The sequence below is a fragment of the Peterkaempfera bronchialis genome (genome assembly GCF_003258605.2).
GTDB lineage: Bacteria > Actinomycetota > Actinomycetes > Streptomycetales > Streptomycetaceae > Peterkaempfera > Peterkaempfera bronchialis.
Genome location: NZ_CP031264.1, coordinates 2,412,834 through 2,434,676 on the forward strand (window position 1 = coordinate 2,412,834; position 21,843 = coordinate 2,434,676).

Consider the following 21,843-nt stretch of genomic DNA (forward strand, 5'->3'; position numbering starts at 1 on the left):
ACACAGTGGACGCGGAGCAACTATGGACAAGCCCTCGGCCTATTAGTACCGGTCAGCTCCACCCCTCACGAGGCTTCCACACCCGGCCTATCAACCCAGTCGTCTACTGGGAGCCTTACCCACTCAAGGTGGTGGGAGCCCTCATCTCGAAGCAGGCTTCCCGCTTAGATGCTTTCAGCGGTTATCCCTCCCGAACGTAGCCAACCAGCCATGCCCTTGGCAGAACAACTGGCACACCAGAGGTCCGTCCGTCCCGGTCCTCTCGTACTAGGGACAGCCCTTCTCAAGACTCCTACGCGCACAGCGGATAGGGACCGAACTGTCTCACGACGTTCTAAACCCAGCTCGCGTACCGCTTTAATGGGCGAACAGCCCAACCCTTGGGACCTACTCCAGCCCCAGGATGCGACGAGCCGACATCGAGGTGCCAAACCATCCCGTCGATATGGACTCTTGGGGAAGATCAGCCTGTTATCCCCGGGGTACCTTTTATCCGTTGAGCGACGGCGCTTCCACAAGCCACCGCCGGATCACTAGTCCCTGCTTTCGCACCTGCTCGACCCGTCGGTCTCACAGTCAAGCTCCCTTGTGCACTTACACTCAACACCTGATTGCCAACCAGGCTGAGGGAACCTTTGGGCGCCTCCGTTACCCTTTAGGAGGCAACCGCCCCAGTTAAACTACCCACCAGACACTGTCCCTGATCCGGATCACGGACCCAGGTTAGACATCCAGCACGACCAGAGTGGTATTTCAACGATGACTCCACCATGACTGGCGTCACAGCTTCACAGTCTCCCACCTATCCTACACAAGCCGAACCGAACACCAATATCAAGCTATAGTAAAGGTCCCGGGGTCTTTCCGTCCTGCTGCGCGAAACGAGCATCTTTACTCGTAATGCAATTTCACCGGGCCCGTGGTTGAGACAGTCGAGAAGTCGTTACGCCATTCGTGCAGGTCGGAACTTACCCGACAAGGAATTTCGCTACCTTAGGATGGTTATAGTTACCACCGCCGTTTACTGGCGCTTAAGTTCTCAGCTTCGCCACGACGAATCATGACTAACCGGTCCCCTTAACGTTCCAGCACCGGGCAGGCGTCAGTCCGTATACATCGCCTTACGGCTTCGCACGGACCTGTGTTTTTAGTAAACAGTCGCTTCTCGCTGGTCTCTGCGGCCACCACCAGCTCAGAGTGCAAGACCCATCACCAGCAATGGCCCCCCTTCTCCCGAAGTTACGGGGGCATTTTGCCGAGTTCCTTAACCACGGTTCACCCGAACGCCTCGGTATTCTCTACCTGACCACCTGAGTCGGTTTGGGGTACGGGCCGCCATAGAACTCGCTAGAGGCTTTTCTCGACAGCATAGGATCATCCACTTCACCACAATCGGCTCGGCATCAGGTCTCAGACTATATGCAGGGCGGATTTGCCTACCCCACGTCCTACACCCTTACCCCGGGACAACCACCGCCCGGGCTGGACTACCTTCCTGCGTCACCCCATCGCTCACCTACTACCCTGTTGGACCGGCGGCTCCACCACTCCCCCTCGACCCGAAGGTCTCAAGGGCGGCTTCACGGCCTTAGCATTCAGAGGTTCAGCGTTGACGCTCTACAGCGGGTACGGGAATATCAACCCGTTGTCCATCGACTACGCCTGTCGGCCTCGCCTTAGGTCCCGACTTACCCTGGGCAGATCAGCTTGACCCAGGAACCCTTGGTCAATCGGCGCAAGAGTTTCCCACTCTTGTATCGCTACTCATGCCTGCATTCTCACTCGTATACCGTCCACGACTGGCTCCCGCCGCCGCTTCACCCGGCACACGACGCTCCCCTACCCACCCACACACCCGTTAAGGCTATTTGTGTGAGTGACACGGCTTCGGCGGTGTACTTGAGCCCCGCTACATTGTCGGCGCGGAATCACTTGACCAGTGAGCTATTACGCACTCTTTCAAGGGTGGCTGCTTCTAAGCCAACCTCCTGGTTGTCTCTGCGACTCCACATCCTTTCCCACTTAGCACACGCTTAGGGGCCTTAGCCGGTGTTCTGGGCTGTTTCCCTCTCGACCACGGAGCTTATCCCCCGCAGTCTCACTGCCGCGCTCTCACTTACCGGCATTCGGAGTTTGGCTAAGGTCAGTAACCCGGTGAGGCCCATCGCCTATCCAGTGCTCTACCTCCGGCAAGAAACACACGACGCTGCACCTAAATGCATTTCGGGGAGAACCAGCTATCACGGAGTTTGATTGGCCTTTCACCCCTAACCACAGGTCATCCCCCAGGTTTTCAACCCTGGTGGGTTCGGGCCTCCACACGGTCTTACCCGCGCTTCACCCTGCCCATGGCTAGATCACTCCGCTTCGGGTCTTGGGCATGCGACTAAGAACGCCCTATTCGGACTCGCTTTCGCTACGGCTACCCCACACGGGTTAACCTCGCCACACACCGCAAACTCGCAGGCTCATTCTTCAAAAGGCACGCAGTCACGGCCGCAGTCCGAAAACCACGACGACGCTCCCACGGCTTGTAGGCACACGGTTTCAGGTACTATTTCACTCCGCTCCCGCGGTACTTTTCACCATTCCCTCACGGTACTATCCGCTATCGGTCACCAGGGAATATTTAGGCTTAGCGGGTGGTCCCGCCAGATTCACACGGGATTTCTCGGGCCCCGTGCTACTTGGGAAACGCACAAGCAAGCCGCACAGATTTCGTCTACGGGGGTCTTACCCTCTACGCCGGGCCTTTCGCATGCCCTTCGACTACCTGTACGGTTTCTGACTCGCCCAGCCGCCGGCAGACGACTGAAGTACGCTCCCACAACCCCGCACGCGCAACCCCTGCCGGGTATCACACACATACGGTTTAGCCTCATCCGGTTTCGCTCGCCACTACTCCCGGAATCACGGTTGTTTTCTCTTCCTGCGGGTACTGAGATGTTTCACTTCCCCGCGTTCCCTCCACACTGCCTATGTGTTCAGCAGCGGGTGACAGCCCATGACGACTGCCGGGTTTCCCCATTCGGACACCCCCGGATCAAAGCTCGGTTGACAGCTCCCCGGGGCCTATCGCGGCCTCCCACGTCCTTCATCGGTTCCTGGTGCCAAGGCATCCACCGTGCGCCCTTAAAAACTTGGCCACAGATGCTCGCGTCCACTGTGCAGTTCTCAAACAACGACCAGCCACCCACCCAGAACAAGCATGGGACCGGCACAACCAGAGGAAACAACCAACCGTTCCCTCAGGACCCAACAGCGCGCCCGACAACCCCCACACCCCCGACCCGCCTTCCACACGCCAAAGGCGCAGTACTAACGAACCCGGGGACCCGGGACCTGCCGAATAGTCAACGTTCCACCCATGAGCAACCGCTCCGAGACACTCGCTCGAAGCCGGCCAATGCTCCTTAGAAAGGAGGTGATCCAGCCGCACCTTCCGGTACGGCTACCTTGTTACGACTTCGTCCCAATCGCTGGTCCCACCTTCGACGGCTCCCTCCCAGAGGGTTGGGCCACCGGCTTCGGGTGTTACCGACTTTCGTGACGTGACGGGCGGTGTGTACAAGGCCCGGGAACGTATTCACCGCAGCATGCTGATCTGCGATTACTAGCGACTCCGACTTCATGGGGTCGAGTTGCAGACCCCAATCCGAACTGAGGCCGGCTTTTTGGGATTCGCTCCACCTCGCGGTATCGCAGCCCATTGTACCGACCATTGTAGCACGTGTGCAGCCCAAGACATAAGGGGCATGATGATTTGACGTCGTCCCCACCTTCCTCCGAGTTGACCCCGGCAGTCTCCTGTGAGTCCCCGACATTACTCGCTGGCAACACAGAACAAGGGTTGCGCTCGTTGCGGGACTTAACCCAACATCTCACGACACGAGCTGACGACAACCATGCACCACCTGTACACCGACCACAAGGGGGCTGACATCTCTGCCAGTTTCCGGTGTATGTCAAGCCTTGGTAAGGTTCTTCGCGTTGCGTCGAATTAAGCCACATGCTCCGCCGCTTGTGCGGGCCCCCGTCAATTCCTTTGAGTTTTAGCCTTGCGGCCGTACTCCCCAGGCGGGGAACTTAATGCGTTAGCTGCGGCACGGACGACGTGGAATGTCGCCCACACCTAGTTCCCAACGTTTACGGCGTGGACTACCAGGGTATCTAATCCTGTTCGCTCCCCACGCTTTCGCTCCTCAGCGTCAGTATCGGCCCAGAGATCCGCCTTCGCCACCGGTGTTCCTCCTGATATCTGCGCATTTCACCGCTACACCAGGAATTCCGATCTCCCCTACCGAACTCTAGCCTGCCCGTATCGAATGCAGACCCGGGGTTAAGCCCCGGGCTTTCACATCCGACGCGACAGGCCGCCTACGAGCTCTTTACGCCCAATAATTCCGGACAACGCTCGCACCCTACGTATTACCGCGGCTGCTGGCACGTAGTTAGCCGGTGCTTCTTCTGCAGGTACCGTCACTTGCGCTTCTTCCCTGCTGAAAGAGGTTTACAACCCGAAGGCCGTCATCCCTCACGCGGCGTCGCTGCATCAGGCTTTCGCCCATTGTGCAATATTCCCCACTGCTGCCTCCCGTAGGAGTCTGGGCCGTGTCTCAGTCCCAGTGTGGCCGGTCGCCCTCTCAGGCCGGCTACCCGTCGTCGCCTTGGTAGGCCATCACCCCACCAACAAGCTGATAGGCCGCGGGCTCATCCTGCACCGCCGGAGCTTTCCACGCACACCCCATGCGGAGGTACGTCGTATCCGGTATTAGCACCGGTTTCCCGGTGTTGTCCCAGAGTGCAGGGCAGATTGCCCACGTGTTACTCACCCGTTCGCCACTGATCCACCCCGAAGGGCTTCACCGTTCGACTTGCATGTGTTAAGCACGCCGCCAGCGTTCGTCCTGAGCCAGGATCAAACTCTCCGTGAATGTCTCATTCGCGGAAGAGCGGCACGGCATCCGGCGGAATAAGCCGGACCCGCGCACAGCGTCCTCGCTGCACTTCATTCAAAGGAACCCAAAGGGTTCAAATATCTGGCGTTGACTTTTGGCACGCTGTTGAGTTCTCAAGGAACGGACGCTTCCATCGAAACCCTTCCGGGCTCCTCCGGGCGCTTCCCTTCTTGTGTCTCCAGCTTATCAGATCCGCTTTCCGCTTCCCTGACCCCCGCTGGCGGGGTTCTTTTTCCGAACTTCGCTCCGAAGCCTAGCAGACTTTCGGAACTCCGTTTCCGGATTCGCTGCCCCGGGGCGCACGCGACCGCAGTTGAATTCTGGATTCCCTGCGGATTTCGCGATCTGCTTCCGGATCGGCGGTGTCGTAGACACTAACGCCCGCTCCCGACCGTGTCCAGTCGGAGGCAACCGTTCGAACCTACCCGCACACCGAACCGCTGTCAATGGCTCGGCGACGCGATCATGAGACTACCAGGTCAGCCGAGGTGGTCGCACACAGCCTCAGGCGGCCACCGGCAGCTCGTCGGTGCGGTCGGCCGACTCCACGTCGCCGATGTCGCCGGCCCGGTAGGCGCGTCGGCCCACCAGGAAGACATAGGCCAGGAAGAGGGCCTCGGCGAGGCCGCCGATGCCGATGCGGGCCCAGGTGGGGAGCCCGGAGGGGGTGACAAAAGCTTCGAGTACGCCGGAGACCAGTAGGACGGCGGCGAGGCCGACGACCATGCCGATGGTTGCCCGGCCTTCCTCGGCGAGGGCGGTGGACCGGGTGCGCGGGCCCGGGTCGATGACCGTCCAACCGAGGCGGAGGCCCATGCCGGCGGCGACGAAGACGGCGGTCAGTTCGAGCATGCCGTGCGGGAGCAGCAGGCCGAGGAAGAGGTCCAGCCGTCCTGCGGAGGCCATCATGCCGATGCCGACACCGATGTTGAGGATGTTGCCGACGAGGGCGTACAGCACCGGGAGGCCCAGGAAGACGCCGCCGAGCAGGCAGAGGGCGGCGGCCCAGGCGTTGTTCGTCCACACCTGGGCGGCGAACGAGCTCGCGGGGTGGCTGGAGTAGTAGGCCTCGTACTCCCCGCCGGGGCGGGTCATCTCGCGGATCTGGTCCGGTGCCGCGATGGAGGCGCGCACCCCGGCATCGGTGGCGATCCAGACGGCGGCGACGGCCACCAGTGCCAGCGAGGCCAGGGCGGTGGGTATCCACCACTTCCGGGTCCGGTAGAGGGCGGCGGGGAAGCTGGAGGCAAAGTACCGCCCGGCGTCACGCCACCCGGCCGACCTGGCCCCGGTCACCGCGCTGCGGGCCCGGGCGACGAGCGAGGTCAGCCGGCCGACGAGGGTGGGGTCCGGGGCGGTCGACTGGAGTTGGGAGAGGTGGGCGGTGACGCGCTGATAGAGGTCGACGAGTTCGTCCGCCTCCTCCCCGGTGAGCCGACGCCGCTTGCAGAGCTGGTCCAGCCGGGCCCACTCCGCCCGGTGGGTGGTGACGAAGACGTCCAGGTCCATGCGGGGGCTCCAGGCTCCGGGGGAACGGTTGGGCGGAGAGGGGACCCAGCTTGCCAGAGCCCGTCGCCCGGCTACCCGCCGTCCCTGGCACGGCCGTATGTTGACCGCAGGAGATCGCGGGCGGGGCCGATGACGCCGGTCCTGCGGGGCGGCGGGTGGGCGAGGACAGGTGGGAGCGCAGTGAGCGACCTGGTGACCGGCGAGGCCGTGGTCCTGGGGGTGCAGCCTGCGAAGCTGCCCAGCCGGATGATCGCGTGCTTCCTCGACATGGCCGTGCTGTTCCTCGTCGTCATCGCGCTGACGCTGGTGCTCGACCTGACGGCCCCGGACCTGGATGCGGCGGCGGCCGCCGCAGTCACCCTCAGCCTCACCGTGGGCATCCTGGTCGGCATACCCGTGGTGGTGGAGACGCTCTCCCGGGGGCGGTCGCTGGGGAAGCTGGCGCTCGGCCTGCGGGTGGTCCGCACCGACGGCGGGCCGATCCGCTTCCGGCATGCGCTGGTGCGGGGGCTGGTCGGCTTCTTCGAGATCGTCATGCTGGTCGGGGTCCCGGCCACGATCGCTTCGCTGGCTTCCGACCGGGGGCGTCGGCTGGGTGATGTCTTCGCGGGCACGCTGGTGATCAGGGAGCGGGTGCCGGGGGCCGGCGGCGGCCGCTCCCCGTTGCCGACGCTGCCTCCGCAGTTGATGGCCGCCCTGGGCGGGGAACTGGCTTCGCTGGACCTGTCGGCGGTGCCGGACGGGCTGTGGCTGGCGGTCCGGCAGTACCTCGGGCGGATGTACCAGCTGGACCCGCGCATCGCCTCGGATCTGGCACATCGGCTGGCGGGGGATGTGGCGGCGCGTACCGGACGGGCCGTTCCGCCGGGTCTGCACCCGGCCGCGTATCTGGGTGCGGTGCTGGCCGAGCGGCAGAACCGGGAGTGGGCGCGCGCCAGGGGGCACCAGCCGGCGGCCTATCCTCCTGCCGCTGCTGCTCCGGCTGCTGTTCCCGGCCCCGCACCCGTCCCGCCCGTCGCGCCCGTCCCCCCTGTGCCGCCCGCACCGCCCACGCCGCCCGCGCCTGCGGTCGAGCAGGGCCAGGGAGGCTTCGCGCCGCCAGCCTGACCGGCGGTCAGCCCAGCGGCGGGGCGCCTGGGCGCTGCTGGTTGGGTGGCGTGTCCAGTGCCTCCAGTTCCACGCCGGGTGCGGCGAGTACCACGTCCCCGGCCAGGTGGACGGTGTGCTGCTCGCCGGTTTCGAGGTCGGCGACGGTGTAGCGCTCGACGGTCAGCGGCCCACTGTCAGTGGCGTGTGATTCGATTCCGTCCAGTGACCAGCCCTGGTCGAGAGTGCGTGGTGCGAGTACGGGTTCAGTGAGGGCGACCAGGCGCAGCCGCGCCCTGCCTCCGGGTTCCAGCCGGAGCAGCCGGGCGGTGGCGATCAGGAATGCGGGCGAGCGGCCGGTGAAGGCGTGGGCACGGTCGTGCCCTTCGGTGGCGTGGGCCGTGTCGGGGTCGGAGGCGTCGGTACGGACCCAGGTGAGGCCGTCGAGTGCGCCGCCACGGATCTGCCAGTCTCCGGCGCGCAGGTGAAGGCGCAGGGGGCGGCCGAGTGAGTCGAGGGTGAGGTCGACGGAGCCGGCGGGGGTGCCGTCGGTGGTGAAGCTCTGTGCGGTGTAGCGCCAGCCGGCGGGGCCGGGGGCGCAGCTGAAGTGTTCCTCTCCGAGGGGGGTGTCGTCGTGGGGGTCGTACAGGGAGTAGCGGCCGCTGGGCATGGTCGCATGCTACGGCGGGGACGGGTCGGGCCCCGGACCTGGTCGCAGGTCCGGGGCCCGACGGGAGGTGCCGTGCGGGTGTCAGTACCGGTAGTGGTCCGACTTGTAGGGGCCCTCGACCGGGACGCCGATGTAGGCGGCCTGGTCCTCGGAGAGCGTGGTGAGCTTGACGCCGAGCGCGTCCAGGTGGAGGCGGGCGACCTTCTCGTCCAGGTGCTTGGGGAGGGTGTAGACGCCGACCGGGTACTCCTCGGTCTTGGTGAAGAGCTCGATCTGCGCGATCGTCTGGTTGGCGAAGGAGTTGGACATCACGAACGAGGGGTGTCCGGTGGCGTTGCCCAGGTTGAGCAGCCGGCCCTCGGAGAGGACGATCAGCACCTTGCCGTCGGGGAAGGTCCAGGTGTGGACCTGCGGCTTGACCTCGTCCTTGACGATCCCGGGGATCTTCGCCAGGCCGGCCATGTCGATCTCGTTGTCGAAGTGGCCGATGTTGCCGACGATCGCCTGGTGCTTCATCCGCGCCATGTGGGAGGCGAGGATGATGTCCTTGTTGCCGGTGGTGGTGACGAAGATGTCGGCGGTCTCGACCACGTCCTCCAGGGTGGTCACCTGGTAGCCGTCCATGGCGGCCTGGAGGGCGCAGATCGGGTCGATCTCGGTGACGATCACCCGGGCGCCCTGGCCGCGCAGCGACTCGGCGCAGCCCTTGCCGACGTCGCCGTAGCCGCAGACCACGGCGACCTTGCCGCCGATGAGCACATCGGTGGCGCGGTTGATGCCGTCGATCAGCGAGTGGCGGCAGCCGTACTTGTTGTCGAACTTCGACTTGGTCACCGAGTCGTTGACGTTGATGGCCGGGAACAGCAGGCTGCCGTCGCGGTGCATCTCGTACAGGCGGTGGACGCCGGTGGTGGTCTCCTCGGACACGCCCTTGATCGCGGCGGCGGCCTCGGTCCACTTGCGCGGCGACTCGGCGAGGGTGCGGTTGAGCAGCTGCAGGATGATGCGGTACTCGTCGTTGTCGGCGGTGGAGGGGTCCGGCGCGGCGCCGGCCTTCTCGAACTCCACACCCTTGTGGACGAGCAGGGTGGCGTCACCGCCGTCGTCCAGGATCATGTTCGGCCCCACGGCGGTGCCGTCTTCACCGGGCCAGGTGAGGGCCTGCTCGGTGCACCACCAGTACTCCTCCAGGGACTCGCCCTTCCAGGCGAAGACCGGGACGCCCTGCGGGTTCTCCGGGGTGCCCTCGGGGCCGACGGCAATCGCGGCGGCGGCGTGGTCCTGGGTGGAGAAGATGTTGCAGGAGCACCAGCGGACCTCGGCGCCGAGGGCGGCCAGGGTCTCGATGAGCACGGCGGTCTGCACGGTCATGTGCAGCGAGCCGGTGATCCGGGCGCCGGCCAGCGGCTGCGCCTCGGCGTACTCCTTGCGGATGGCCATCAGGCCGGGCATCTCGTGCTCGGCGAGCTGGATCTCCTTGCGGCCGAAGGCGGCCAGGGAGAGGTCGGCGACCTTGAAGTCACCGGTGGTCTGGGACGCCATGCGTCTGCTCCTCGCGCTGATTGTGGGGAGTTGTGGCCGCGCCGGGCGTTTCCGGCGCAGGGCGCTGGTCCGGTGTGCTGGGGCGGCGGGCGGACAGGCGCGGGCGTACGCGGTCGCGGGACCGACGGCGCCCGGCGGTGCGGGTACGCCGACTCCCACGGGTGGTGCACTCCCGTGGTCCATGGGGCCCGGCGGGCCGGTCCCCTCGCTCCAGCACAGCCCGTCGGAGGCCCTCTCTCCCTCGACCGGTGCGTGCGGCGGGCCGCACGCCGTCCGATCGACCGCCATCAGCAGCGACGTCTGGCTCTGGTCACGAATCTACACCGACAGTACCGGCGCGGGCCCGGGATCCCGGGGAATCCGGCCACCCCTGGCAGGGGGCGGGCGTCAGTGCGCGTGCGATCCGGAGTCCGCCGGGCCGGGGCCGCCGGGGGTGGCCTCGGGGTCGGGGCCGGCAGCGGCCTTGTCGGCGCTGTAGATGTCCGGTTCCAGGTAGATGACTCGGGCGATGGGCACGGCCCGGCGGATGCGTGCCTCGGCGTCGTCGATGGCACGGGCGACGTCGGCGGCGGTGTCGTCGTGCCGTACGGCGATCTTGGCGGCGACGAGCAGTTCCTCGGGGCCGAGGTGCAGGGTCCGCATATGGATCAGGCCGGCCACGGTGTCATGGTCGACCAGCGCCTCACGGATCTCGGCCACGGTCTCCTTGGTGGCGGCCTCGCCCAGCAGCAGGCTCTTGGTCTCCACGGCGAGGACCAGGGCGATGGCGATCAGCAGGACGCCGATGCAGAGGGTGCCGACGCCGTCCCAGACGCCGTTGCCGGTGGTGATCGCCAGCCCGACGCCGAACAGCGCCAGCACCAGGCCGATCAGCGCTCCGAAGTCCTCCAGCAACACCACGGGGAGTTCCGGCGCCTTGGCCCGGCGGATGAACTGGGACCAGCTGAGGGAGCCGCGGATCCGGTTGGACTCCTTGACGGCCGTACGGAAGGAGAAGCCCTCCGCGAGGATCGCGAAGATCAGCACGCCGACGGCCCAGTACCAGCTCTCCAGCGGATGGGGGTGGGCGACCTTCTCATAGCCCTCGTAGAGGGCGAACATGCCGCCCACGCTGAACAGCACGATCGAGACCAGGAAGCCGAAGATGTAGCGCTCGCGCCCGTATCCGAAGGGGTGCTCCTCGGACGCCTCGCGCCTGGCCCGCTTGCCACCGAGCAGCAGCAGTCCCTGATTACCGGAGTCGGCGACGGAGTGCACGGCCTCCGCCAGCATCGAGGAGGAGCCGGTGACGACAAATGCCACGAACTTGCCCGCCGCGATTGCCAGGTTGGCGCTCAGGGCAGCCACGATCGCCTTGGTACCGCCTGCTGCACTCATGGTGCGGTTCAGTCCTTCCGCCGGGCCGCTGCGGGCCCGCTGGTCTCGTCGCCGGGCGTGCCTGCCGTGGCGTGCCATTCTCGCACTGGCGGCCGGGGGCCCCTTCGGGTACCGGCCCGGCAGTGGACCTGACGGAGGGTCAGAGCGGGACGGTGGCGCGGAAGACCAGGGCGTCGGTGCCGGTGAGGGTGGACTCGGCGCCGTCGGCGGGCAGGTAGGCGGACTGACCGCCGCTCAGGGTGAGGGTCCGCCCGGCGGCGTCGGTCAGCTCGGCCTCGCCTGCGGCGCAGAGCAGGATCTGCGGGGTGCGTCCGTCCACCGTGTGTCGGTCCGGCGTGCGGCCGGCGCCGGTCAGCCGGTAGCGGGAGAGGCGGAACTCCTGGACCGGGGCCGGGTAGCGCTCCTCGCCGTCCGCCCCGGGCACGGCCACCGGGTGCAGCACAGCGGGGTCGGTGGCGTGGAAGTCGACCACCCGCAGCAGTTCGGGGACGTCGATGTGCTTGGGGGTGAGGCCGCAGCGCAGCACATTGTCGGAGTTGGCCATGAGTTCGACGCCGAGGCCGCTGAGGTAGGCGTGGGGGACGCCGGCGTCCAGGTAGAGGGCCTGGCCGGGCCGGAGCGTGACATGGTTGAGCAGCAGCGCGGCGATGATGCCGGGGTCGCCGGGGTAGTCACGGGCGGCGGTCGCGTAGGCGGCGCAGGTCGCGGCGTGTGGGCCGTCGCCGGCGGCGCCCTTCTCCAGCGCCTCGGCGACCTCGCCGACCACGGCGGCGGTCCGCTCCCGGTCGGCGCCGAGCACCTCGGCGAGCACGGTCCGCAGCGCCTCCTCCTCGGGGCGGGTACGCAGCACCTCGGTCCAGGCGGCGAGGGCGGGGAGGCCGAGGGAGTCCAGCAGGTCCGCGGTGGCGGCGGGGGCGCGGAAGCCGCAGAGGCCGTCGAAGTCGCTCAGCGCGCAGATGATCTCGGGCTTGTGGTTGGCGTCCTTGTAGTTGCGGTGCGGGGCGTCCAGCGGCACGCCCCTCGCCTCCTCGGCGGCAAAGCCGGCCCTGGCCTGCTCCAGCGTCGGGTGCACCTGCACGGACAGGGCGTGGCCGGCGGCCAGCACCTTGAAGAGGAACGGCAGGGTCGGCCCGAAGCGCTCCACCGTGGCGGCGCCCAGTTCCCGCCGGGGGTCGGCGGCGATCACCTCGGCCAGCGAGCGCTCGCCGTCACCCCGGTCGACCCGCGAGGGCGCTCCGGGGTGGGCGCCCATCCAGAGTTCGGCCTGCGGCTCACCCGTGGGCTCCTGGCCCAGCAGCTGCGGGATGGCGGTGGTGGAGCCCCAGGCGTACGGGCGGACGGTGGTGACGAGGCGGTCCATGCGCGCTGCTGCTTCTTCCTGCTTCGGGGGCCGGAATCGGGGTGGTGCTGCTGCGGGTCGCCGAACGGTCGCGCCGGCGGGGCCGGAGGGACGACCCTAGCCGACCTGGATGAAACCCGCCCCGGGTGGCGGGGAGGTGTCCACGATGCGGCCACCCGACGGGCGGCCGCATCGGACGGGGTGGCCGGTCGGGCCGGCCGAAGGGGACGGCGGGGTCGGAGGGCGGTGACGGCACGGACCGGCCGAAGGACACGGCGAGGTCGGAGCGGGGTGGCAGCACAGACCGGCCGAAGGGGACGGCGGGGTCGGAGACCGGTGACGGCACAGACCGGCCGAAGGACACGGCGAGGTCGGAGACCGGTGCCAGCACAGACCGGCCGAAGGGAACCGCAGGGTCGGAGAGAGTCGGAGAGAGTACCCTCGCTGGCCACCCGGAGGGCATGGCGAGGCAGGAAAGGGCGGCCTCGCCGACCGGCCGGAGGGCGCGGCGGAGTCGGAGAGGGGGGCTGCGCCGACCGGCTGGAGGGCACGGCGGGGCAGGGGAGAACGGGCGCCGACCGGCTGGGGGGTGTAGCGGGGAGGGCCGCTGGCCGGGGGCCCCGGGCGGGTGCGGGGGCCGGGTCAGGCGCCGCCGGCGAGGCCGAGGTAGACGGCGGCGAAGTCGGTGATGCCGACCAGTTCGGCCAGTGCCTCCAGCGGGTCGGTGTGGGCGACGGCGAGTTCGCCGAGCACCACCTCGTGGGCTTCGGCGAGCCGCTGGGCGCGGGCCACGGTGCGGTGGAGGGCCGCCGTGTCGCGGTCCTCCGTCCGGGAGGGGCCGCCCTCGGTGTCGCCTTCGGGTTCATCCGGGGCAGCCGGGACGCTGTCCGCCTCGTCGATGATCCGGCGCAGCAGCAGGACCTGGAGGCGCAGCGGGTCGGGTTCGTCGACCCGGTCGCGGAAGAAGTCCTCGGTGCCGGTGCCGCCGCCCAGCCGGGCGGCGAACAGGCCGCGGTGCTCGGCGAGCGCCTGCGGCAGCACTCCGGTGAGGGCGGGGTGCCCGGCCCGGTCGGCGAGCAGGGCGGCGAAGCGCCGCGCCACGGCGGCGGTGAGCGGGCCGTCTCCCCAGAGCAGCGGCAGACCGCCGGCGAGGCGGCCGGCCAGGCTCTTGCCGGGGTTGAGGTAGGCGGCGGCGTCCGGTCGGCAGCGTACGGCGACCTCGTCCAGCCGGTCGGCGGCGGCTTGCAGCGACCGGCCGTCGGCGGGGGCGACACCGATCCGCCCGGCGAGGGCGAGCAGCGGGGCGAGGATGGCCCAGAGCGCTCCCGGGTCCTCGGGCGGCAGATCGTCAGGGGTGACCGCGTCGGCGCCTCGGTCGTTGCCGCGGGCCCGGTCGGCGGTCGCGTACGGCAGGGGCAGGGCGCGGGCCTGCACGGCGGCTTGGGCGAGCGGGCTGTCCACGGGGGCGATCACGGCGGCGGAGCAGCCCCGCAGGTATGCCTGCTCGATCAGGGCGCAGAGTCCGGGTTCGGAGCCGTCGTCGGAGGCGACGACCAGCAGGTCGAGCGAGCCGACCCAGCCGGGGAGGTACCAGCCCAGGTCGAGCAGGTGGGCCGGGGCCTGGTCGCTCTCCTCGGGCGCCCCCGCCACCGGGCCCAGGGTCAGGACCGGGCAGGCGGTGCCGCCGAGGGCGGCCAGGATGTCCCCGGCGGCCAGGGCGCTGCGGTGTCCGGCGACGAGGACGGTGCGGGGGCGGCCGTCGGGGCGGAGGGCGCCGAGCCCCGCCTCGTCGGCCAGGCGCAGGGCGTTGCGGATCCGGGCGCCGGCACCGGCCAGGGCCAGCAGGGCGCCGCCGGTGTCGGCGCGCTCAAGCGCCGCCGGGTCGTCGAGCAGTGCGTCGTCGAGCATGCGCCGGTCCTTCCGGGGAGGGCGGAGGGTCCTGGCAGGCCCTCCGCTTCGGGGCGCGGTGGCGGCGGGCGCCGGTCAGGCGGTGCGGCGGGCCTCGTCGACCAGCAGTACCGGGATGCCGTCGCGGACCGGGTAGGCCAGCCCGCAGTCGGCGGAGGTGCACACCAGCTCCGGGCTGCCGTCGTGGTCGGCCTCGGTCAGCGGGGCCCGGCACTGCGGGCAGACGAGGATGTCCAGCAGGAAGGGTTCCAGCTTCATGTGGCGCGGCTCCGGAGGTGCGGGGTGCGGGGACGGTCGTGGGGGAACGTCAGGGGCCTTTCCAGCCTACCGGCCGGGGCACCCGCCGCCCGGCCGGACCTGGTCGGGGACCGAGGGCGGCCGGGCGGACCCGGTCGGTCAGCCGCGGACCAGGGCGAGGACCTCGTCGCGGAGTTTCTCCATGGTGGTCGCCGAGCGGGCCTCCACATTGAGGCGGAGCAGCGGCTCGGTGTTGGAGGGCCGCAGGTTGAACCACCAGTCGGCGCCGGAGACGGTGAGCCCGTCGAGTTCGTCGACGGTAGTCCCGGGCAGGTCGGCGTAGGCGGCGCGGACGGCGGCGGTGCGGCCCGCCTGGTCCTGGACGGTGCTGTTGATCTCGCCGGAGGCCGCGTACCGCTCGTACTCGGCGACCAGCGCCGACAGGGTGCCCTGCTGCTCGCCCAGGGCGGCCAGCACATGGAGGGCGGCGAGCATGCCGGTGTCCGCGCGCCAGAAGTCGCGGAAGTAGTAGTGCGCGGAGTGCTCGCCGCCGAAGACGGCGTCGGTCCGGGCCATCTCCTGCTTGATGAAGGAGTGGCCGACGCGGGTGCGCACGGGGGTGCCGCCGTGCTCGCGGACGACCTCGGGGACGGTCCAGGAGGTGATGAGGTTGTGGATGACGGTGGGCTGCTGTTCGCCGCCGGCCCGGGCGCGGGCCAGTTCCCGTACGGCGACCAGCGCGGTGATGGCGGAGGGCGAGACGGGTTCGCCGCGCTCGTCGACCACGAAGCAGCGGTCGGCGTCGCCGTCGAAGGCCAGGCCGATGTCGGCGCCGGTCTCCTTCACCCTGGCCTGGAGGTCGACCAGGTTGCGGGGGTCCAGCGGGTTGGCCTCGTGGTTGGGGAAGGTGCCGTCGAGCTCGAAGTACATCGGGACCAGGTCGATCGGCAGCCCGTCGAAGACGGTGGGCACGGTGTGGCCGCCCATGCCGTTGCCCGCGTCGACGACGACCTTGAGGCGGCGGACCGAGCCGAGGTCCACCAGGCCGAGCAGATGGTCGGCGTATGCCTGGAGGAGGTCCTGACGGCTGATGGTGCCGGACTCGCCCGGGTGGACGGGGACGGCGACGGTGCCGTCGGCGGCGGTCCAGCCCTCCACGAGTTCGCGGATGCGGTCGAGTCCGGTGCCCTGGCCGACGGGGGCGGCGCCGGACCGGCACAGCTTGATCCCGTTGTACTGCGCGGGGTTGTGGCTGGCGGTGAACATGGCGCCGGGCAGGTCCAGCTTGCCGCTGGCGAAGTAGAGCTGGTCGGTGGAGCAGAGGCCGATCTCGACCACGTCGGCGCCGCAGCCGGCCGCGCCCTCGGCGAAGGCGCGGGCCAGCCCGGGAGAGGAGGGCCGCATGTCGTGGCCGACGACGATCGAGGTGGCCTCGGTGACCTCGACAAAAGCGGCGCCGAAGGCACGGGCCAGGTCCTCGTCCCACTGGTCGGGGACCACGCCCCGCACGTCGTACGCCTTGACGATCTGCTTGAGGTCGCGCACTCCGGCTCCACCCTGCTCTTCGCGGCTGGGCCGCGACGGTCGGCTTGCACCCGCGCCTGCGGGGGACAACTGCGTCCGGGGCACCCGTGCCGACGGGCCTTCGGGGCCCCGGCGGGTGGCTGCGCCTCGGCGGCCGGCCGGCGCGTGGCGGCGCAGGTGTCCACGTGGTGCAGAGACTACCCGCTGGCGGTACGGCGGCCGTGCCGCAGCCCGGGGCGGCTCCCCGGTCGGGTGTCACCCGTCCCCGCCCGCCCAGGCGTCGAGGGCGGGTGCGCTTCCTTCCGGTTCGTCCATCGGGATGGACTGCTCCGCCCAGATGATCTTCCCGGTATGGGTGTAGCGGGTGCCCCAGCGGCGGGTCAGCTGGGCGACCAGCAGCAGCCCGCGACCGCCCTCGTCGGTGGTGCGGGCATGGCGCAGCCGGGGCGAGGTGCTGCTGGCGTCGGAGACCTCGCAGGTGAGCACGGACTGCCGGATGAGGCGGAGCTGGATCGGCCCGGCGGCGTGCCGGATCGCGTTGGTCACCAGCTCGCTGACCACCAGTTCGGTGGTGAAGAGCAGTTCCTGGAGCCCCCAGGACTCCAGCTGCCGGGTGGCCAGTTCCCGGGCGGTGGCCACCACTGCGGGGTCGACCGGCAGGTCCCAGGTGGCGACCTCGTCCGCGCTGAGGCCACGGGTGCGGGCCAGCAGCAGCGCCACGTCGTCGGTCGGGTGGCCGTCCAGCATGGAGCGGATCACCAGCCCGCAGAGCTGCTCCAGCGGCCGGTCGGGGTGCGACAGGGCGGCGCGCAGCCGGTCGAGTCCCGCGTCGATGTCGCGGTGCCTGCGGTTGTCGATCAGGCCGTCGGTGTAGAGGGCGAGCAGGCTGCCCTCGGGCAGTTCCAGCTCGGCGGACTCGAACGGCAGGGAGCCGAGGCCGAGCGGTGGCCCGGCCGGCAGCTCGGGGAAGGTGACGGCCCCCTCGGCGTCGACCACGGCCGGTGGCGGGTGGGCGGCGCGGGCCATGGTGCAGCGCCGGGTCACCGGGTCGTAGACCGCGTACAGGCAGCTGGCGCCCGTGATGGCGGCGGCCGACTCCTCCTCGGAGAGGCGGATGACCAGGTCGTCGAGGTGGGCCAGCAGCTCGTCTGGGGCCAGGTCCATGTCGGCGAGGGTCTGTACGGCGGTGCGCAGCCGGCCCATGGCGGCGGCGGCGTCGATGCCGTGCCCGACGACGTCCCCGACCACCAGGGCGACCCGGGCTCCGGACAGCTGGATCACGTCGAACCAGTCGCCGCCCACGCCCGCCTGTCCGTCGGCGGGCAGGTACCGGGAGGCGACCTCCACGGCGCTGCGGCGTACCAGCCGGTGCGGCAGCAGGCTGCGTTGCAGGGTCAGCGCGGCGGTGTGCTCGCGGGTGAAGCGGCGGGCGTTGTCGAGGCAGAGGGCGGCCCGGCCGACGAACTCCTCGGCGAGCCGCAGGTCGTCCTCGTCGAAGAGCGGCCGGTCGGTCGTCTGGCGGACGAAGGTGGCCACGCCCATGGTGATGCCGCGCGCCCGCATCGGTACGCACATCCTCGACACGGCCCCGTACTGGTGGATCCTGGCGGCGCGGGCCGGGTCGTCGGTCAGCCATCGGTCCTGCTCGGCGTCCTGCTGCTGCTGGAGGATGGCGCGGCCCTCGGCCAGGCAGCGGGCGGCGGGCGAGGAGGGGACGTAGTCGACCTGCTCCCCGACGTCGACGAGCGCTTCCGGGCACCCCTCGCGGACGGACCGCTGGGCGGCGCGGCGCAGCGGGATGTCGCCGCTGCTCGGCCCGGGGGCCAGCTCCTCGCCGCTGAGCACCGGTTCCAGCACGTCGATGACGGTGAAGTCGGCCAGCCGGGGCACCGCGACGTCGACCAGTTCCTGCGCGGTCCGGCCGACGTCCAGGGTGGAGCCGATCCGGGCGGACGCCTCGTTGAGCAGGGCCAGCCGCTCCTGCGCCTCGCGGCGGTCGGTGACGTCCAGGACCACGTAGCAGACGCCCTGCGGGTAGCCGGCGGAGTCGTCCAGGCGGAAGAACGACGAGGAGAAGGAGCGCCGCAGGCCCGGCGCGGCCTCGGTGAAGCCCTGGTAGTGGTGGTCGATGACCGGCTCCCCGGTCTCCAGCACCTGCCGCATCACCGCTTCGATCCCATCGACGTCCAGGCCCGGCATGGTCTCCTTCAGCCGCCGGCCGAGCCGCTGCTCGCGCGGCACCCCGCCGGAGCGTTCCAGGGCGTCATTGAGCCAGAGGTAGCGCAGATCGGTGCCGACCACCGCCATGCCGATCGGGGAGCGGGTGAGGAACCGCTCCAGCATCTGGCGGTTCACGTCCCACTGCGGCTCGTGCATGTCGACGGCGAGGGCCAGCCAGCTGCGTTCCCCGCCAACCTTGCAGAGCGGGACGACGCGGACGCCCAGCGGCCGGAGGCCGCCGTCGTGCCGCCGCGCCTCCACCAGGCCCTCCCAGCTGCCGTGGGCGGCGGCTTCGCTCAGGATGGAGGCGATCCGTGCGGCGTCCAGCCGGTCCGGTGCCGCGACCAGCTCGGCGGCAGGGCGCCCGACCACCTCCTCGGCGGGGTGGCCCAGGAGCCGCTCCGCCTGCGGACTCCAGCCGATGACCGTGCCGTCGGCGCTGATCACCGCTGTGGCGGCCGGTGGGCCGCCGAAGGGTTCAGGTGGTGCGCCCGGCTGCGGATGCTGGGAGGTGGGCATCGCGACATGTCCCATCTGAGGGGATCAGTACCCATCGTAACGCCGGGGCGGCGTCCGCACCCGGCCTCGCGCACCGGCCCCTCGGGGGCGGGCTCGGGCGGGCGGGCCCGGGGCCCGGGGAGGGCCGGTCGCCGGACCGGGTCAGTTGCTGTCGGGCGAGCGGAGGACCCGCAGATGCCCTCGGCGGACGACCTCCAGCGGGTCGGCCGGCTCGGGCGCGCGATCCCGGACGCGCTCCGGGCGTGCCTGCGGCCGGGCGGCCTCGCGGACCGCGTTGGCCAGCGCCTCCAGGTCGTCGCTGCTGGGCCGGGCGGGGCCGGAGTCCACCGCCAGCCGTACGACGTCCCAGCCACGGGGGGCGGTGAGGCGTTCGGAGTGCTCGGCGCACAGGTCGTAGCAGTGCGGCTCGGCGTAGGTGGCGAGGGGTCCGAGGACTGCGGTGGAGTCCGCGTAGACGTACGTCAGCGTCGCGACGGCGGGACGACCGCACGCGGTCCGCGAACAGCGACGTACAGGGCTCACGACGATGGACGGTACCGCACTCCTGACCGGGCCGCGACGACTCTCCCCCACCTGGCCATCACGTGTCGCCCCGGAGACCCCCGCGCACGCTCCCCGGCGGACGTCCTCCGGGCCGTCCGAGCCTACCGGGTTTCCCCCTTGCCGGGCCTCCGGCGACTACGCTCTAGCGTGATATGGACAGGCCCCCACCGCAACGACCAGCCAGCCCGCGCCCCCGGCGCCGCGACCGCCACGGCCGTGGTCTGCGCGGCCCCCTGGCGCCCCCGCAGGTGCCGATCACACTGAGCCGCGCGGAAGTCTTCGACGACTTCGTACGCGACTCGGTGGACCGGCTGGAGCGGCGCTGGCCGCAGCTGAACGAGGTGGACTTCGCGGTGCAGGAGGTGCCGTGGCCGCCCACCCCGCCCGAGGAGGTCGGCGCGCTCGGCGACGCCGTACCGCTGGGCCGGCTGATCCCGGCCGCCGACAAGGACGGCCGGACCCAGATCGTGGTCTTCCGCCGCCCGGTGGAGATCCGGGCCAAGAGCCGCGACGAGCGGGCCGCGCTGGTCCACGACATCGTGGTCGAGCAGGTCGCCGAGTTGCTCGGGCTCTCCCCCGACACCGTGGACCCCCGCTACGGCGAGGAGTGACGCGGGCCCTGCTCAGCCGGGCAGGACGGCGATCCGGCCGGTGGTGGTGCCGTCGGCGACGCGCTGCACGGCGTCGGCCGCACCGGCCAGCGGGACGCGCTCGCTGACCAGCGGCCTGACCACGCCCTGCTCGGCGAGCCTGGTGAGCTCGTTGTGGGTGCGGCGGACGGCCTGCGGATCGCGGGTGTTGTACAGGCCCCAGTGCAGGCCGAGGATCGCGTAGTTCTTCACCAGCGCGTGGTTGAGCGCGGGCGCCGGGATGGTGCCCGCCGCGAAGCCCACCACCACGATCCGCCCCTCGAAGGCGACGCACCTGGCGGAGCCGTCGTAGGCGTCCCCACCCACCGGGTCGAAGACCACGTCGGCGCCGCGCCCGCCGGTGGCCTGCTTCACGGCGGACACAAAGTCCTCGCCGCGCCGGTCGATCACCAGGTCGGCGCCGAGCCGCCGGGCCGCCGCGGCCTTCTCCGGGCCGCCGGCGACGCCGATCACGGTGGCGCCGGCCGCCTTGCCCAGCTGGACGGCGGCGCTGCCGACGCCACCCGCTGCCGCGTGCACCAGCAGCGTCTCGCCCGCCCGCAGCCCGGCCCGGCGGTGCAGGCCGAACCAGGCCGTCTGATGGCCGATGTGCAGCGCCGCCGCCTCCGCGCCGTCCAGCGCCGGGGGTGCCGGGAAGGCGGTGGCGGCCTCCAGCAGCGCGTACTCGGCGTACGCCCCGTGGGGCAGCAGCGGCGTGCCGATCACCCGGTCGCCGACCGCGAAGCCGCCGCCGGTGCCGCCGTTGGTGCCGCCGTTGGTGCTGCCGCCGGTGCTGCCGCCGCCGAGGGCGGCGACCTCGCCGCACAGCTCCACGCCGGGGGTGAACGGCAGCGGCGGGCGGACCTGGTACTGGCCCCGGCAGAGCAGCGCGTCGGGGAAGTTGACGGCGGCGGCCCGCACCCGCACCAGCAGCTGCCCCGGGCCCGGCTGAGGCGGCTCCACCTCCTGGAGCCGCATCGCCTCGCGGGGCTCGCCCAGCCGCGCCACCTGCCATGCCTGCACGGAGTCCTCCTGTCGCCGCGTCCTCACCGAGCGCTTACTGAGCGCTCGCTCAGCGTAGAAGCGGCGCCGCAGCAGCGGAACCCCGAGAATCCGCAGCCACTCCGGCCGCCCGGGGATCTGCGAGGATTCCCCCCATGACCGCGACGACCCCCGCCGACCTCTGGCCCGAGGTGCGTCCCGAGGCCGCCCGGCGGCTGCTGCTGGCCGCCGTGGAGTCCTTCGCCCGTCGCGGCTACCACGCCACCACCACCCGCGACATCGCCACCGCAGCCGGGATGAGCCCGGCGGCCCTCTATGTGCACTACCCGTCCAAGGCGGCGCTGCTGTCCGAGATCAGCCGCACCGGCCACCAGCGCACCCTCGCCCTGGTGGAGGGCGCCGCAGCGGAGGCCACCGACCCGGTACGGCGGATGCGCCGCCTGGTGGAGGACTTCACCGCCTGGCACGCCCGCGCCCACACCGTCGGCCGGATCGTCCAGTACGAGTTGCGGGCGCTGCCGCCGGAGGACTTCGCCGTCGTGGCCGAGCTCCGGCGCCGGACCGAGGAGACGGTCCGGGCGCTGATCGCCGAGGGGGTGGCGGCGGGCGTCTTCGAGGTGGACGACGTACGGACCACCGCCCGCGCGGTGCTCTCGCTCGGCATCGACGTCGCGCGCTGGTACAACGAGCGGACGGCCGAGCCCCCGGAGGAGCTCGGCCGCCGCTACGCCGATCTGGTGCTGCGGATGCTGGGCACCCGCCCGGTCGCCTGACCCAGCC

General features: G+C 70.3%; 14 protein-coding genes and 2 rRNA genes. 3 read left to right on the forward strand and 13 right to left on the reverse strand.

Going from position 1 to position 21,843, the window contains the following annotated elements:
* Window positions 1-22: 22 nt before the first annotated feature.
* From C7M71_RS10525 to C7M71_RS10540, 3 genes are all read right to left on the reverse strand, one after another.
* Window positions 23-3,146: ribosomal RNA gene (locus tag C7M71_RS10525) — 23S ribosomal RNA — on the reverse strand.
* 271 nt (window positions 3,147-3,417) lie between these two features.
* A 16S ribosomal RNA gene (locus C7M71_RS10530) occupies window positions 3,418-4,934 on the reverse strand.
* Together the 16S and 23S rRNA genes form the textbook arrangement of a ribosomal RNA operon.
* 528 nt (window positions 4,935-5,462) lie before the next feature.
* Window positions 5,463-6,467, reverse strand: coding sequence for a stage II sporulation protein M (locus C7M71_RS10540; RefSeq protein ID WP_111492308.1), 1,005 nt, complete (start codon window positions 6,465-6,467; stop codon window positions 5,463-5,465).
* 180 nt (window positions 6,468-6,647) lie between these two features.
* Between C7M71_RS10540 and C7M71_RS10545 the strand changes: the two genes are divergently transcribed.
* Window positions 6,648-7,574, forward strand: a complete 927-nt coding sequence (locus C7M71_RS10545; RefSeq protein ID WP_111492307.1) for an RDD family protein — start codon at window positions 6,648-6,650, stop codon at window positions 7,572-7,574.
* A 7-nt stretch (window positions 7,575-7,581) separates the two neighbouring features.
* Here the strand turns inward: C7M71_RS10545 and C7M71_RS10550 are convergent, their stop codons facing one another.
* From C7M71_RS10550 to C7M71_RS10590, 9 genes are all read right to left on the reverse strand, one after another.
* Window positions 7,582-8,223 (reverse strand): hypothetical protein, encoded by a 642-nt coding sequence (locus C7M71_RS10550; protein WP_111492306.1) that lies wholly within the window; start codon window positions 8,221-8,223, stop codon window positions 7,582-7,584.
* Between the two features lie 81 nt (window positions 8,224-8,304).
* A complete protein-coding gene (gene ahcY, locus C7M71_RS10555) occupies window positions 8,305-9,765 on the reverse strand; it encodes an adenosylhomocysteinase (protein WP_111492305.1) in 1,461 nt (486 codons plus the stop codon).
* Between the two features lie 387 nt (window positions 9,766-10,152).
* On the reverse strand, window positions 10,153-11,142 hold the full coding sequence (locus C7M71_RS10560; protein ID WP_111492304.1) for a cation diffusion facilitator family transporter: 990 nt from the start codon (window positions 11,140-11,142) through the stop codon (window positions 10,153-10,155).
* A gap of 139 nt (window positions 11,143-11,281) precedes the next feature.
* Complete coding sequence (manA, locus tag C7M71_RS10565) at window positions 11,282-12,502, reverse strand: mannose-6-phosphate isomerase, class I (RefSeq protein ID WP_111492303.1); 1,221 nt, start codon at window positions 12,500-12,502, stop codon at window positions 11,282-11,284.
* A 621-nt stretch (window positions 12,503-13,123) separates the two neighbouring features.
* A complete protein-coding gene (locus tag C7M71_RS10570; RefSeq protein WP_111492302.1) occupies window positions 13,124-14,389 on the reverse strand; it encodes an SIS domain-containing protein in 1,266 nt (421 codons plus the stop codon).
* A gap of 75 nt (window positions 14,390-14,464) precedes the next feature.
* Window positions 14,465-14,647 (reverse strand): Trm112 family protein, encoded by a 183-nt coding sequence (locus C7M71_RS10575; RefSeq protein ID WP_111492301.1) that lies wholly within the window; start codon window positions 14,645-14,647, stop codon window positions 14,465-14,467.
* A 138-nt stretch (window positions 14,648-14,785) separates the two neighbouring features.
* Complete coding sequence (locus C7M71_RS10580; protein ID WP_111492300.1) at window positions 14,786-16,171, reverse strand: phosphomannomutase/phosphoglucomutase; 1,386 nt, start codon at window positions 16,169-16,171, stop codon at window positions 14,786-14,788.
* 234 nt (window positions 16,172-16,405) lie between these two features.
* Window positions 16,406-18,889: a SpoIIE family protein phosphatase gene (locus C7M71_RS10585; protein WP_111492299.1), complete on the reverse strand. Its 2,484-nt coding sequence runs from the start codon at window positions 18,887-18,889 to the stop codon at window positions 16,406-16,408.
* 141 nt (window positions 18,890-19,030) lie between these two features.
* Window positions 19,031-19,462: a DUF3499 domain-containing protein gene (locus C7M71_RS10590; protein WP_111495569.1), complete on the reverse strand. Its 432-nt coding sequence runs from the start codon at window positions 19,460-19,462 to the stop codon at window positions 19,031-19,033.
* A gap of 122 nt (window positions 19,463-19,584) precedes the next feature.
* Between C7M71_RS10590 and C7M71_RS10595 the strand changes: the two genes are divergently transcribed.
* Complete coding sequence (locus tag C7M71_RS10595) at window positions 19,585-20,043, forward strand: metallopeptidase family protein (protein WP_111495571.1); 459 nt, start codon at window positions 19,585-19,587, stop codon at window positions 20,041-20,043.
* Between the two features lie 12 nt (window positions 20,044-20,055).
* Here C7M71_RS10595 and C7M71_RS10600 read toward each other — a convergent pair whose 3' ends face one another.
* Window positions 20,056-21,084 (reverse strand): NADPH:quinone oxidoreductase family protein, encoded by a 1,029-nt coding sequence (locus C7M71_RS10600; RefSeq protein WP_114914312.1) that lies wholly within the window; start codon window positions 21,082-21,084, stop codon window positions 20,056-20,058.
* A gap of 134 nt (window positions 21,085-21,218) precedes the next feature.
* Between C7M71_RS10600 and C7M71_RS10605 the strand changes: the two genes are divergently transcribed.
* A complete protein-coding gene (locus tag C7M71_RS10605; protein ID WP_111495134.1) occupies window positions 21,219-21,836 on the forward strand; it encodes a TetR/AcrR family transcriptional regulator in 618 nt (205 codons plus the stop codon).
* The last annotated feature ends 7 nt before the right edge of the window (window positions 21,837-21,843 follow it).

Coding starts and splice junctions, on each gene's coding strand:
- manA (WP_111492303.1), bottom strand. CDS start 12,502: ATGGACCGCCTCGTCACCACCGTCCGCCCGTACGCCTGGGGCTCCACC.
- C7M71_RS10585 (WP_111492299.1), bottom strand. CDS start 18,889: ATGCCCACCTCCCAGCATCCGCAGCCGGGCGCACCACCTGAACCCTTC.
- C7M71_RS10570 (WP_111492302.1), bottom strand. CDS start 14,389: ATGCTCGACGACGCACTGCTCGACGACCCGGCGGCGCTTGAGCGCGCC.
- C7M71_RS10540 (WP_111492308.1), bottom strand. CDS start 6,467: ATGGACCTGGACGTCTTCGTCACCACCCACCGGGCGGAGTGGGCCCGG.
- C7M71_RS10575 (WP_111492301.1), bottom strand. CDS start 14,647: ATGAAGCTGGAACCCTTCCTGCTGGACATCCTCGTCTGCCCGCAGTGC.
- C7M71_RS10605 (WP_111495134.1), top strand. CDS start 21,219: ATGACCGCGACGACCCCCGCCGACCTCTGGCCCGAGGTGCGTCCCGAG.
- ahcY (WP_111492305.1), bottom strand. CDS start 9,765: ATGGCGTCCCAGACCACCGGTGACTTCAAGGTCGCCGACCTCTCCCTG.
- C7M71_RS10595 (WP_111495571.1), top strand. CDS start 19,585: ATGGACAGGCCCCCACCGCAACGACCAGCCAGCCCGCGCCCCCGGCGC.
- C7M71_RS10560 (WP_111492304.1), bottom strand. CDS start 11,142: ATGAGTGCAGCAGGCGGTACCAAGGCGATCGTGGCTGCCCTGAGCGCC.
- C7M71_RS10550 (WP_111492306.1), bottom strand. CDS start 8,223: ATGCCCAGCGGCCGCTACTCCCTGTACGACCCCCACGACGACACCCCC.